General features: G+C 32.9%; 13 protein-coding genes and 1 pseudogene. 5 read left to right on the top strand and 9 right to left on the bottom strand.

The features are described from left to right. Positions 1-95: 95 nt before the first annotated feature. A pseudogene (locus OPR46_RS00625) lies at positions 96-842 on the top strand (transposase); the annotation flags it as partial. Between the two features lie 189 nt (positions 843-1031). Here OPR46_RS00625 and OPR46_RS00620 read toward each other — a convergent pair. The 5 genes from OPR46_RS00620 to OPR46_RS00600 form a co-directional block, all read right to left on the bottom strand. Then, a complete protein-coding gene (locus OPR46_RS00620; RefSeq protein ID WP_265043455.1) occupies positions 1032-2309 on the bottom strand; it encodes a citrate synthase in 1278 nt (425 codons plus the stop codon). Positions 2310-2493: 184 nt separating this feature from the next. Further along, entirely contained in the window at positions 2494-2763 is a 270-nt protein-coding gene (gene rpsT, locus OPR46_RS00615) for a 30S ribosomal protein S20 (RefSeq protein WP_012673338.1), read from the bottom strand. Between the two features lie 51 nt (positions 2764-2814). Continuing rightward, positions 2815-3540, bottom strand: coding sequence for a lysophospholipid acyltransferase family protein (locus OPR46_RS00610; protein ID WP_320109355.1), 726 nt, complete (start codon positions 3538-3540; stop codon positions 2815-2817). Positions 3541-3595: 55 nt separating this feature from the next. Further along, positions 3596-4582, bottom strand: a complete 987-nt coding sequence (locus OPR46_RS00605; RefSeq protein WP_151808093.1) for a tyrosine recombinase — start codon at positions 4580-4582, stop codon at positions 3596-3598. Beyond that, positions 4572-4742: a hypothetical protein gene (locus OPR46_RS00600; RefSeq protein ID WP_265043454.1), complete on the bottom strand. Its 171-nt coding sequence runs from the start codon at positions 4740-4742 to the stop codon at positions 4572-4574. Before OPR46_RS00600 ends, OPR46_RS00605 begins: the two co-directional genes overlap by 11 nt. Before the next feature lie 152 nt (positions 4743-4894). Here OPR46_RS00600 and OPR46_RS00595 point away from each other — a divergent pair, with 152 nt between their 5' ends. After that, a complete protein-coding gene (locus tag OPR46_RS00595) occupies positions 4895-5083 on the top strand; it encodes a hypothetical protein (protein WP_265043453.1) in 189 nt (62 codons plus the stop codon). On the opposite strand, the gene OPR46_RS00590 is transcribed toward OPR46_RS00595, so the two are convergent. Next, positions 5052-5687, bottom strand: coding sequence for a DnaA ATPase domain-containing protein (locus OPR46_RS00590; RefSeq protein ID WP_006280257.1), 636 nt, complete (start codon positions 5685-5687; stop codon positions 5052-5054). The genes OPR46_RS00595 and OPR46_RS00590 overlap by 32 nt on opposite strands. Positions 5688-5816: 129 nt before the next feature. After that, complete coding sequence (locus OPR46_RS00585) at positions 5817-6881, bottom strand: AI-2E family transporter (protein WP_265043452.1); 1065 nt, start codon at positions 6879-6881, stop codon at positions 5817-5819. 263 nt (positions 6882-7144) lie between these two features. Between OPR46_RS00585 and OPR46_RS00580 the strand changes: the two genes are divergently transcribed. Further along, positions 7145-8338 carry a bifunctional 2-C-methyl-D-erythritol 4-phosphate cytidylyltransferase/2-C-methyl-D-erythritol 2,4-cyclodiphosphate synthase gene (locus tag OPR46_RS00580; protein WP_155969285.1) on the top strand — a complete coding sequence of 398 codons (1194 nt, stop codon included), beginning with the start codon at positions 7145-7147 and terminating at the stop codon, positions 8336-8338. Between the two features lie 880 nt (positions 8339-9218). Here OPR46_RS00580 and OPR46_RS00575 read toward each other — a convergent pair. Beyond that, on the bottom strand, positions 9219-10283 hold the full coding sequence (locus OPR46_RS00575; RefSeq protein ID WP_265043451.1) for a 5-(carboxyamino)imidazole ribonucleotide synthase: 1065 nt from the start codon (positions 10281-10283) through the stop codon (positions 9219-9221). 99 nt (positions 10284-10382) lie between these two features. Between OPR46_RS00575 and apaG the strand changes: the two genes are divergently transcribed. Then, positions 10383-10784 (top strand): Co2+/Mg2+ efflux protein ApaG, encoded by a 402-nt coding sequence (gene apaG / locus OPR46_RS00570; protein WP_265044035.1) that lies wholly within the window; start codon positions 10383-10385, stop codon positions 10782-10784. A gap of 177 nt (positions 10785-10961) precedes the next feature. Continuing rightward, positions 10962-11843 (top strand): Rpn family recombination-promoting nuclease/putative transposase, encoded by an 882-nt coding sequence (locus tag OPR46_RS00565; RefSeq protein ID WP_265043450.1) that lies wholly within the window; start codon positions 10962-10964, stop codon positions 11841-11843. 10 nt (positions 11844-11853) lie between these two features. Here OPR46_RS00565 and OPR46_RS00560 read toward each other — a convergent pair whose 3' ends face one another. Continuing rightward, entirely contained in the window at positions 11854-13452 is a 1599-nt protein-coding gene (locus OPR46_RS00560; RefSeq protein ID WP_265043449.1) for an ABC transporter permease, read from the bottom strand.

Genomic DNA, 13452 nt, shown 5'->3' with positions numbered 1-13452 from the left:
CTTATAATAGTCCGAATGCGATAAGATATGTGTTTATGGCTATAGCAGGCCAGTAGCATATTACGGTCTGTTCGGATTATTGTAAAAAGAGCTATATCACTCAAATGCGTTTATTAAATCAAGAGAAATTATTATTTATCTATGATTGTCTTCAGTAAAATTCATTCAGCAGCATTATGATTTGGAAGTAGATTTTATTTTTTGCTTGCAAAAAAGAAATTATAGTAAGCTATGGGAACGCTAGCGAATTAGAATTAGATTTTGATTTTATATTAGAAAATGAAAAGCTAAAAAATAAAATGAAAGGACAGAAAGTAAGAGTTATAGTGCTGACATTAGCCAACTGAGAAACAGAGTTTTTGACCGAGACTTTGGAGCAAAGCTTATGTGTTAAGGTGGCACATAGAGGAAACGACTCAAAGTAGGAGCAGAGTTAGAGAATTTTTCTGGAGAGCCTGTATTACAAGAATTTTGGGCAAACTTGGTCATGTGCAATATATTATCGCTTCATATATGTGATGCACAAGGGCCTTGGAACCCAGATCAAATTACTGAGTATCGTTTAAATTTTTCAGTTTTATTTAGTGTAATGAGACAGAAACTCTATCAGGTACTTATTGCGCCAAAAAACTTTCAAGCCCTTTTTAAGTATACGCGCTAAAGTTATAGCTCTTTTTACAATAATCCGAACAGACCGTAATATGCTACTGGCCTGCTATAGCCATAAACACATATCTTATCGCATTCGGACTATTATAAGAAAGGCTATAAAATCCGACCGGGACAGCCGCAATAAAGTAGATAAGCCTAAACGCCATCATGTCTTTAGGAGAGTTTGCTAATGAAAGTTCTTAAGTTGACGCCATTGGCTGAACGGATACGGAATGACACCATCCTTTTTTCTGGATTCCAGACTGGAATGACACCTCTGGACACTTCCGTCGTAAAGGAACCAGTGTCAGCTACTCGGATGACACCTTTTTTCTACTTAGTTTGGGTTATGCAAGAAGTCTAATGAAGTGAAAATAAATTTATTTACCAAAATAGAGTTGCCTTGGTCTACAGATCTTAGTTTCTTTATCATTTATCATTTCATACCACTGAGTAACCCAACCAGTGGTTCTTGCAAGTGCAAAAATAGGTGTGAACATATTTGAGGGAATATCGATAGCATTCATTATTATACCTGAGTAAAAATCAACATTTGGACATAACTTACGCACAATAAAATATTCATCCTTTAAAGCTATTTCTTCAAGTTTTTTTGCAATTTTAAGCAGTTCATTATTTTGTTCTAGTTTACTTAGAACCTCATTTTGTTCTAGTTTACTTAGAACCTCATGGCAAGCGCCTTTCAATATACGCGCGCGCGGATCATAATTTTTATAAACACGATGTCCAAATCCCATCAATTTAAATGGATCTTTATCATCTTTAGCTTTTTCGATGAATTTATCTATATCTCCTCTTTGCTCTATCTCTTTTAGCATATTTATAACTGCCTCATTAGCTCCACCATGTGCTGGTCCCCAAAGTGTAGCAACTCCTGCAGAGAGGCTTGCAAACAGATTAGAACCAGCCGATCCCACCAATCTGACAGCCGCCGTAGAAGCATTCTGTTCATGATCAGCATGGAGAGTAAATATTTTATCCAGAGCTTTTGCAAAAAGGGCGCTTTTATCATTATCAACAGCATCGCCAAATATCATCTTTAAGAAATTTTCACTGTAACTTAATTCATTGTTAGCATTTATGAATTCCTGATTGTTGATATGCCTATAAATCATTGCAACAATTGCAGGAACTTGCGCTATTGCAGAAATTCCAAAGTCTAGATCTTCACCATTGACATTGTTGCCATGCTTTTCATGGTAAGATGCTGACAAACTTGCAAAACATGCAATTAAAATCGACATAGGGTGAGCAGTCTTTGGAAATGCTTTGATTACATTTGTAACTTGCTCTGATACTTTGGATAATTTTTGTATTTTGAGAAGAAATTTTTTGTGTTGCTCTGAACTGGGTAATTCACCATAGAGCAATAAATAAATCACAGCAGTAAAATTATTATTCTCTGCCAAATCAGCTATATTATGTCCCCTATATTTAAGAACTCCTTCATCTCCATCAATGAATGTAATTGTAGAAGAGCATGAAGCTGTAGAAACAAACCCTGGATCGTAAGTGAATAATCCTGTCATCTTATATAAATCCTTGATATTTAACACATCAGGACCTGTTGTTCCGCTTAATACAGGTAGCTCGATTTTTAATCCATTACTTAGTTCTAATAGCACTTTTTTATCCATCACTTAAGCTACTTAAATTTTATACAGAATATACAAACTGAGGAGTATATATTAATACAGTTATAGCCTTTCTTATAATAGTCCGAATGCGATAAGATATGTGTTTATGGCTATAGCAGGCCAGTAGCATATTACGGTCTGTTCGGATTATTGTAAAAAGAGCTATAACTTTACATTAACCGTATTAAGCGGTCATCAATGCTTTTACTTTTGCATTTAAGCGACTTATTTTACGCGCAGCAGTATTCCTATGAATAACACCTTTATTCACACACTTGTGTAAATTAGATTCAGCATTCCGAAATGCCAGAACAACATTTTCTTTGTCGCCAGACTTGATTATATCAACCAATTTTCTAATAGAGGTGCGAGTTTTACTTTTCCGCATCTTATTTATTAAAGTGCGCTTTGCTATTACCTTTATCATTTTTTTAGCACTCTTATGATTTGCCATATATTAATACCTAAAATACTGTACTTTTCTTTTAATTATAAAGTTTTTTTGTTAATTTGCAATATCAGTTTTTCCTATGGTTAATCTACTGCTTCTCTCTTCAATAATTTTTTCTAAACTTTGCAAGAATTCATTTTTGTTTAACCCAGGATATATTGGGGGCAATATTTCTATTACTGCCTTTCCGGGATTCTTTCTCAGAGAAAGTATGCTTTTTGGCCAAAACAAACCAGTGTTTAAAGCAACCGGTAACACAGGAACAGATAATACGCTATATAAAGCAGCAATACCTGGTTGATATTTTATATTTTGGTTTATAGTTGTTCTTGTACCTTCAGGAAATATTATTATGCTTCTATTTTCTTTTATACGCATTTTTGCTAGTTTGATTATATGGCGTATAGAACTGATACCATCTGAACGGTTAATAAAAATCATTTTCAGCGCTATAAGATGCAAACCAATGAATGGAATCCATTTCAATTCACGTTTTAAAATAAAAACCGCTTTTCTAAATAGTAGTATAAAAATAAATGTTTCAAATGGAGATTGGTGTTTAGATGCAATGATAAAAGGTTGCTTAGGGATGTTTTCCATTCCCCTCACTTCATATTTAATGCCACATAATAAACGCAGCATGAATAATACAACTCTCACCGAACAGACGAGGAAAATGGTTATTACACACTCAGAAAAGAAAATTACAGGGAGAGTAATGAAAGTATAGAATACCTCCCATAATATAAGAAAGAAATTAAACAATAAACTTGAAACCACAAACTCACATAAATTTATTTAAATTTAACTTTATTACAAATTAAAAACAATAAATTTAATTATTGATCATCTGAGTAATAGGATGCGAATCAGCTAATTTGTCCTTTAACTTTTCGTTAGCAATATGAGTATATATTTGTGTTGTAGAAAGGTTAGTATGGCCAAGAACTTTCTGTATCAACACAATATTTGCTCCGCTATTTAGTAGATGGGTAGCAAAAGAATGCCTAATCACGTGTGGAGAGATCTTATTTTCATCAATATTGCATTTTCTTGCCAACTCCTTCATTAATTGACCGACCCTCTGCCTTGTAATTGGTTTATTAGGTTTATCACCTGGGAATAGCCAATCGGATTCCTTTTCTTTAGAGATCAGATTATCACGAACTGATAAATAATTTCTAAGGCTCTGCAATGCTTGTTCATTAAAAAGAATTTGCCTCTCTCTACCACTTTTTCCTTTTATTATTATATAGCATTCTTTGTTATTACTGTTTATTAAATGTGACACTTCACATAATTTCATACTAATTAGTTCAGAAACACGCATTCCAGAAGAGTAAAGGATATCTAAAATCGCACATAGCCTTTTACTGCTTATCTCTTTATTCGATTCGCTTGCTGATTTTCTCACTGTGTCCATTAGCAAAAATATTTCTTCGACACTTAAATACTTAGGCAAAGGACGAGAAACTTTTGGATTCTTTAATTCAGCATCATTAGCCGGCGCTGGATTAAAATCTATTATTCCGTCATTAAATAGACACTTGTAAAAATTTTTCATAGCAGATATTTTTCTTGATATAGAGCTACTTTTATATTTTTTTTGTGTACATAAAGATTTCACATAATCTTTAATATTGGTTTTGTTTACACCAACCAAGGTAGTGCCGCTTTCCAATAAAAATTCTTCAAACTGGTGTAAATCCGAACGATAACTTTCCAGAGTATTTTGTGCAGCGGACCTCTCTGAAGCTAAAGCATCTATGTAATATGTTATGTAAAGATTTTCTTTTTTATTTTGCGACTGTTTATTTTTCATTATCAGTTCCTATATCTATTTCTTTGGCTATAATTTGATTAGAAGTGTTCCCTGTGTTTCTTATGAGAAAATATGAGACAAATAAAGCATTTATCAATAGAGTGAACATCACAAACTTTTGCTTTAACCTTTCTCTTAAATTTAATCTTACTCTTATCATAGTTAAATTATAACGTTAAATCTATAAAAAACACCTTATAAAGTGAGCTCTACTATAAATATAGAATACTTCTTAGCTGTATCTATCTATATTTATTATAACATAACATTGATTATATAGCTCTTTTTACAATAATCCGAACAGACCGTAATATGCTACTGGCCTGCTATAGCCATAAATACATATCTTATCGCATTCGGACTATTATAAGAAAGGCTATAATTCTAACATGGACAGATAGAGATTCCAATTACGTTAGTGTTATGGGTGTTAATAAATTTTTAATATACACCTTTACAAAAGAAGAAATCAAATGGCATCTTTTTTTAATAAAGTGCTAATAAAAGGAACGGTCACATTTGACCCTATAGATTCATTATCTATCTTTTCTATAATTTTATCAATGCTATAGAAAGAACGTTCTATTCTTGCTAAAATATAATTAATCACTTTTAAATCAATTTTTAACTGTTTATCTGAAAATCGTTTTATTAGCATAATTCTTAATAATTCCTCGCTTGCAGGCAAAATTTTTACGCTGATAGTTGATAATATTCGAGAACTTAAATCTCTTAGTTTGAAGTTAAGCTTTTTTGGTGAAATTGAAGAAGTGATTAGCAGCCTCTTGTCGTTTTCTTTCATGTAATTGTAACAATGTAATAACATTGCTTCATCTTTAATGTTTTGTACGTCTTCTAAAATAAAAGCATCGCTATACCTAATCTCGCTTACGAAGTTATTCACATTGATAAAGATTGCATCGTTTATTGATTGCCAAATATGAGCGAGATGAGTTTTACCGGAGCTTTTAGGTCCAAAAAGAATCAGACATTTCCAAGATAAATCATTAACTACCGAATTATATACGTGCTTATTTTCATCTAAGATGATGTAATTTTGCCGGCTATAATCAGCTTGATTGTTGTTAAATAAATTTAATTGCACGTTGAACCTCTTACGTAACCTCTTTCTGGTAGTAATTTTTGCGCAGAAATTTACTTACGCTCCTCAAATGTGTCAGGTATTCTGGGCTCATTTCTCCTCTTACCATAAATTGATTATGCAAAAGGTCTGTTAGCCGTTTTTATAAAGCTCACTTTTAAAATATTTATTGATTGCATATTCTACTGATAAATTGAACATTGCTATTATTGGAATAAAAAGTAATATACCTGTAAATCCAAAATATGAAGCGCATATAGTAATTCCCAGAATAATTACAGTTGGATGTATATGAACTTTTTTTCCTATTAATAAAGGAACTAATATATTTGAATCTATTAATTGTCCAACACCAAATAATAGCAAAACAGCAGCACTTTCAAACCATCCACTAAATTTAGTGATAGCGCTCAAAAACCCAATAATGGTATATAATAATGGCCCTACGTAAGGTATGAACGTTAACATTCCTGATAAAATTCCAATAACAATAGAGTGTTCCAATCCAATTATGCTCAGACTCACAGAGTAAAAGACCATCATGACAATACATACATTTACCTGCCCCTTTAGATAATTAGATATAATGAAATCCACTTTGGAAAAATAATCTGCAATTTTTCCTCTGTAAGGAATAGGGATTAATTTACTAGCTTTTTCTATAATTAAAGGCCAATCACGTAATATATAGAAAAACACTACAGGAGTAATCACCATTAATGATACCGTGTTAAAGCTTGAACTTAACACTTGGATTATAAAGTTACTAGCAATATCAAGAGCATTCATGAAATAAGATACATAGTTGCTGTAATTTTCTGCTAGATTTTTAGATAAATGATCAAATAAGCTATCCTCGATTTTCATATTAAGAAATTCTAATACAGAGGGGATTACTTTAAGCTTTAATGAAGGCACTTTACTCACTAAGAAATTTAATATTGAAGTAATTTGAACATATATAATAGGTAAAACAAATGTTATGACTAGTATAAAAGCTATTAATAAAATAAGTATTATAAAAATTACAGAACATGAACGTGGTATTCTATACTTTTCAAACTTGACTACTAGCGGATTAAACAAATATGCAATAATAATAGATATTAAACATGGAAAAATCATAGGACGCATCAGGAATAACATCCCTATTATAAAAAGCAGTATGAAACAAATAGTTATATGACGTTTTTGCATGTGTTTAGCATAGCTAATTTACTGAAAAATATGCAATTTATTTTTCCTATGTTGAAAGTATTTTACGATTTGTAATACTATCGTTTTTTACTAAAATTTAGTTGTTTAATCCGCAGGCAAAGATAGATTTTGAGCTCTCTAAATATCTCTTTTGCTATTATAATTATGCTAGTTAATAGGGGAAGTAACTTTTATATGATGTCAGAAATTTTATTTTTCGGAAAGAATCTTGGATAGAGAGGAAAGCTTCTACAAAAAGAAATATGTGCGCTAAGAAATACAAAATAGCAGCATTAATAGTTGCAGCGGGAGTAGGCAGTAGATGCAATTCTACGATTCCTAAGCAATATATAAAACTGGCAGGTAAATCTGTTTTATTTCATACAATTAAAAGATTTCTGGCTAACCAATATATAGATTACATAAGAATAGCAATTAATAGAGACCATGAAAGTTTCTATGAGAAAGCTATATCACTAATTACAGACACTAAATTACTAAGCCCTGTATACGGAGGAGAAAACAGGCAAAGTTCAGTTAAACTAGGGCTTGAAAGCTTACAAAAAGTTAACCCAGATTTTGTAGTTATACACGATGCTTGTAGGCCTTTTGTGTCAGATGTTCTGATAGATAACTTGGTTGAATCTATGATTAATGATCAATATACAGGAGTAGTTCCAGCAATAGAAGTTGAAGACACTATGTCATTGGTGAGTAATAGTTTTATTGAATCTACGATTTCAAGAGGAAAGCTCAGAGCCATACAAACCCCTCAAATTTTTAATTTCAAAGAATTATTATCATGCCATCAATCAGTCAAAGAATTTACTGACGATTCATCACTAATGGTAGAGCACAAAAAACATGTTGCGATTATTAAAGGTGAGAAAAGCAATTTTAAGTTAACCACAAAAGAGGATATCAATATGGCAAAGCTTCTTTTTGAAGAGCCAAAATTTCGTGTCGGAGCCGGTTATGATATACATAAGTTCATTAAAGTTCAAAATGGTGCTGAAAGCTTTATAAAAATTTGCGGTGTGAAAATTGAACACAACATGGCAATAGAAGCGCACTCTGATGGTGATGTTGCAATACATGCAATCGTTGATGCAATACTCGGAGCACTGGGATGTGGCGACATAGGAGAGCACTTTCCTCCTAGTTCCTCTGAATGGAAAGATTGCAATTCATCTCACTTTCTTGACTTTGCTGCTAAAAAAGCAAAAGAAAAAGGGTACAGCGTGTCTAATTTAGATATTACTATAGTTTGTGAAGAGCCTAAAATATCGCCTTACAAAGTAGAAATGAAGAAATTCATATCAAAAGCATTAGAAATTGATGATGAATTTGTAAATATCAAAGCAACCACTGCAGAGAAATTAGGTTATATTGGAAGAAATGAAGGAATAGCAGTGCATGCTTCTGTGTTATTGCATACAAACTTTTATTGGAAATAGAAACGAAAAAACTTACTTGACACCCTTCGCCAGCCCCCTTATCATGAAACTGAAGCTATTTATTTATCTTCTCTGTACAGATTAAATGACAAAAAAACTCAACGTATTTGGCGTCTCATGTTTAATTTTTTGCACTATGTGCACCTTATGTCTTTATCAAATTTCTAGCTATAAAAGCTAAAATGCGCTATTTAAAACATCAAAAAACGCCAACTTAAAAGATGGATAGTGAGTAATTAGCTACCCTAGGGTTTCTTTTGCCTTTTTTTCTGTTTAGTAAATTTCTTGATGTTTATAATTTAGATTAGTTGCGGCTTAAAAGCAACTGAATCGCGGTTATTAAACGTTTAGAATAAAAAAACGCCATACTTGAAAGTATAATGTAAGTAATTAGCCAACCACGGGGCTTCTTTTGCCTTTTTTTTCGTTTGGCAAATTTTTTAACATTTATAGCTAAACAACAACCGTCATCCCGCTACTTGTTAGCGGGATCTAGAGATACCGCGGCGGCATGACGTAGGACTGCTGTCATTCAAGTAGCTGACGCTGGAATCCAGCCTTGCTGTAATCTCATCAAGAACGTTGTGTTTTAACATAAGATCAGCCACTTTTATGCTTACCAACTTAATAAAATTCCTGGATCCAAGTAGTCAGGCTACTCGGATGACACCTTCATAAAGTGAAATGAGATCCCGCTAACAAGCAGCGGAATGACGGGAAAAGAGGTGCTGGGATGACACCTTCACAAAGTGAAATGAGATCCCGCTAACAAGCAGCGGGATGACGGGAAAAGAGGTGCTAGAATGACACCGTTTACTATGTAACATCTCATCATATCACAATGTTCGTACAGTTGTGGCGGTATGACGTAGAAAAACTGTTAACTTAAATCTATATTGACATGTCCCATTTTACGCTTATCCCTAACCTCTTTTTTCCCATATATGGTTAAACTAGCTTTTTCGTTGCTCAAATACTTATGAGAATCATATATATCATTACCTATTATATTTTTCGTCATACAAGGAAAGCGTAATACTACTTCCTGCATAGGTAACCCGCATATTATCCTAACTAGCTGTTCAAATTGACTAACGTTACATGCATCCAAGCTCCAGTGGCAAGAATTGTGAGGTCTGGGAGCTAGTTCATTAACTAACAATTCGTTATCTTTAGTAACAAAAAATTCAATAGCCAGAATTCCTATTACATCAAGCGCATTTGCTATTTTCTTTGCAGCTCGTTGTACCTCTTGAGTTAATTTGCTATCTATTTTAGCTGGCACTGTTGAAGTATCAAGTATTCCATCAACGTGGTAATTTTCTGCTATAGGAAAAAAAGCTACTTTACCGTTTTTATCTCTTGCAACGACTATTGAAACCTCTTTCAGTAAATCAACACTTGCTTCAAGAATGTACTCTGTATTCCAATCAAAGGAAGCAAATTGCTTCACTTCAGAATCATTCTCAAGCACATATTGCCCTTTTCCATCATAACCCATTTCTGTTGTTTTCAGCCTTGTTGGATAGCCAAAAGCTCTACTGCTTTTCAGTAGCTCATTATAATTTTGTATACTTTTGTATTTAGCAGTTTTTATACTCAAGCTTCTAATGAAATCTTTCTCTCTAAGCCTATTTTGCGCAATGTGTAACGCTTTTTTACCCGGATAAAAATTTACATCGATATCAATTGCACTACATGGAATATTTTCAGACTCAATAGTGACCAAATCCACACTCTGTGCAAAAGATTCAAGCGCTTTCTTATCAGAGAAATCTGCTATTGTGAAATCATCAGCAATAGAACAAGCTGGATCGTCTTTAGCACTGGCAAAAACATGTATTTTTTGTCCAAGTTTTGTTGCAGCGATAGCAGTCATTTTACCTAATTGTCCACCACCTATTATTCCTATTACTTTTTTGCTCAGCGCATCTGGTTCATTCATACTATAAATTGATGTTTCCTAATTAAAGTATACTTGAAAAATCTATGAAAAAAGTATATAATTAGAATGTTATCTTTTTATCATGAATATTCTATAATGATTCTAGAATACACACTAACTACCAACTTTGTTGAAGTTACAGTTTTACCAATTTATATTGAAGAGCAATCCATTCCTTATGAAAATTGCTATGTATGGATGTATAACGTTAAGATAAAAAACAAAAGCCAATCAACTATTCAATTGTTCAGTCGTCATTGGCAAATAATAGATTATAAGGGAAAAGTAAATGAAATTGCCGGAGTTGGTGTTATCGGAGAACAACCTGTGATAAAATCTGGAGAGGTATTCAAATACACAAGTGGAACATACTTAAATGCACCGTCAGGAATAATGCAGGGTAAGTATGAATTTCTGAATGAAGAAAGCATAAAAATTTTTGAGGTTATGATACCACCCTTTTCTTTGGATAGTCCATACGTCAAAACTAGACCCCATTAACTATCAAAATAGTTTATTTGTAACCAGACTGCATTCTGTAATTTTTAGCAAAACATGATCTTTCATTTGAGCTTTCTTCAATTTAAAATAAATACAGAAACTAGCTATCTTCAAAAATATGGTTAAATAATTGTTAATAATAGTGTATAATTATTAATATTTTCAAGCATTTTTGCCATGGCTCTTTCAAAATTTCTCGATCCTCGCAATGATTTGTGTTTCAAAAAAATCTTTGGAACGGAAAAAAATAAGAATATCCTGATCCACTTTTTGAACGATATTTTAGGGTTTACTGAGATAAATGCAATACAAGAAGTTGAGTTTCTTAGCACTATTATGGATCCCGAAGTTGCCTCTGATAAACAAAGTATTGTTGATGTTCTCTGCAAGGATTCTCACGGAAATAGATATATAGCAGAAATGCAGCTCGCTAGAGACAAGGGCTTCGAAAAACGCGCTCAATTATATGCCGCTAAAGCCTACTCAAGACAATTAGATAAATCTGGCAACTACATTGATTTAAAGAAAGTCTTCTTTATTGCTATATCAAATTGTAACTTACTTCCTGAAGAAGTTGATTATATTTCTACTCACAATATACGTGATATAAAAACTAACGGCCATTACTCAAAAGATTTTCAGTTTGTCTTTATTGAGTTGCCTAAATTCGCAAAAAATAAAGTAGAGCAGTTAGAAAGTATAGTAGAAAGGTGGTGTTTCTTTTTTAAATACGCAGAAGAAACAACAGAAGAGGACTTAAAAGAGATAGCAGAAAAAGCGCCAATAATAAAGCTAACATATGATGAATTAGACAAGTTTCGTTGGAACGAAAAAGATTTAGTAGCCTATGAAGAAAGGATAATGGATCTACGCAAAGAAGAAGCTATTCTTGAATACAGACTTGATCTTGCTGAAGAGAAAGGTATACAAAAAGGTATAGAGAAAGGGAAAATTGAAGTCGCAAAAGCAATGCTGGCTAATAATGTTGATGTCAACACTATTGTTAAGTTTACTGGCCTTTCTATTAGTGAGATTGAAGAATTAAGTGGAAATCTGTGAACGGTTACGTTTATTTTTTATCCTTATCATCAAGTGTAAATAAGGTTATTGTAGAGATTAAGCCTATTATAACTATTATTAACGAAAATGGGGCAGCTTCTCTATAGCGCTCATCGCTTACAAGTTCATATATTCTAGTTGATATAGTTTCAAAATTAAATGGTCTTATAATAAGTGTTGCTGTGAGCTCTTTGATAGTATCCATAAATACGAGCAAAAATCCCGATAATATACTCTTCTTGATGAGAGGGATATGAACATTCAAACATGTGGAAATAGTTCCATGACCCATGGTATATGCAGTCCACTCAATTTCATTTGGTGTTTTTTTGAGCCCTGACTCTACCGCCTTGAAAGATATAGCAAAAAAACGGAATAAATATGAGTAAACTAATGCGCCAATAGTTCCTACTAAGCTAATTTCCACAACATATTGAGTAATGAAAGAGGATATTCTGCTTAAAAATATTATTATACTAATTGCGATAATTGCATTTGGAATTGCGTAGCCTAAAGAAATGAGACGCGCTATATTGTTGATTACCTTATTTTTACGCGCCGTATATCCAATCATTATTGCAATGCTAATTGAGATTAATGCGGTGATAAATGATAAACTAACGCTATTTGCTATTATGTTATAGAATCTTGCTTCGTATATGAAAAACCCCTTCTCTATGCTCCAATATATGAGCGGAATCATTGGCAAAATAAAACCTATTAATATCGGCAATACACACATAAGATAAGCAAAGATCAACGTTATAGCGCCACTTATACTCCGTTTATTGTGATAATCTGAATTGGTATTGATTGAAGAGTAGGATATTCCTTTTTTTTGTAGTTTTTTTTCGATAGCTATTAGTGTTGCAACGAAAATCAACTCTGCAACTGCTAAAACAGTAGTTGAATATTTGTCATGCAGTAAAAACCAGGTGCGATATATTCCTGTTGTGAAAGTATCGATAGCAAGAAACTGTGGTGTGCCGAAATCTGTAATTACTTCCATTAGTACCAAAGACAACCCAGCTATAATTGATGGGCGTATGGAGGGTATGATGACAGAAAACAGGCTCTTCAATGAGGAGAACCCAAGTGTTGACGCAATAGTGACTGAGTTACTAACATTCTTTAGACTTGAGCGGACTAACATATAAACGTATGGATATAGGCTGAATCCCATTACTAATATTCCACCACCTAGGGATTTTATTTCAGGAAACCAATAGTCACCTTTGCTCCAATCTAAAATGTCTCTTAATAAGCTCTGCACCGGACCTGAAAACTCTAGCGTATTTACATAGACGAACGCTACTATATATCCAGGAATCGATATCGGAAAGAACAAAGCAATCTCAAAAATTTTACTTCCAGGAAATGAAAAAAATGTGGTGAGCCAAGCTGGAATTACTCCAAATATGAAAGATATTCCCCCCACTCCTATCATCAAAATTAACGTACTCAGTATATATTCAGGGAAAAGTGTGCTGATTACCCATCCGGAATTTGCTGTATCTGTAAATAGAATTGATATTAATGATAATATTGGACAGACGAATAATATACTTACTAAAAATAAGAATATATTTTTAAATACTCTTAAAAACAT

The sequence above is a fragment of the Wolbachia endosymbiont (group A) of Scambus nigricans genome (assembly GCF_947251485.1).
Classification (GTDB): Bacteria; Pseudomonadota; Alphaproteobacteria; order Rickettsiales; family Anaplasmataceae; genus Wolbachia; species Wolbachia pipientis.
Note: the sequence above shows the minus strand (reverse complement) of the source record. Positions and strands in the feature narration are given on the sequence as shown.

Excerpts from the sequence above, each read along its gene's own strand:
- OPR46_RS00620 (WP_265043455.1), bottom strand. The coding sequence starts at position 2,309 with ATGGATAAAAAAGTGCTATTAGAACTAAGTAATGGATTAAAAATCGAG.
- rpsT (WP_012673338.1), bottom strand. The coding sequence starts at position 2,763 with ATGGCAAATCATAAGAGTGCTAAAAAAATGATAAAGGTAATAGCAAAG.
- OPR46_RS00605 (WP_151808093.1), bottom strand. The coding sequence starts at position 4,582 with ATGAAAAATAAACAGTCGCAAAATAAAAAAGAAAATCTTTACATAACA.
- OPR46_RS00600 (WP_265043454.1), bottom strand. The coding sequence starts at position 4,742 with ATGATAAGAGTAAGATTAAATTTAAGAGAAAGGTTAAAGCAAAAGTTT.
- OPR46_RS00595 (WP_265043453.1), top strand. The coding sequence starts at position 4,895 with ATGCTACTGGCCTGCTATAGCCATAAATACATATCTTATCGCATTCGG.
- OPR46_RS00585 (WP_265043452.1), bottom strand. The coding sequence starts at position 6,881 with ATGCAAAAACGTCATATAACTATTTGTTTCATACTGCTTTTTATAATA.
- OPR46_RS00580 (WP_155969285.1), top strand. The coding sequence starts at position 7,145 with ATGTGCGCTAAGAAATACAAAATAGCAGCATTAATAGTTGCAGCGGGA.
- OPR46_RS00575 (WP_265043451.1), bottom strand. The coding sequence starts at position 10,283 with ATGAATGAACCAGATGCGCTGAGCAAAAAAGTAATAGGAATAATAGGT.
- OPR46_RS00565 (WP_265043450.1), top strand. The coding sequence starts at position 10,962 with ATGGCTCTTTCAAAATTTCTCGATCCTCGCAATGATTTGTGTTTCAAA.
- OPR46_RS00560 (WP_265043449.1), bottom strand. The coding sequence starts at position 13,452 with ATGTTTTTAAGAGTATTTAAAAATATATTCTTATTTTTAGTAAGTATA.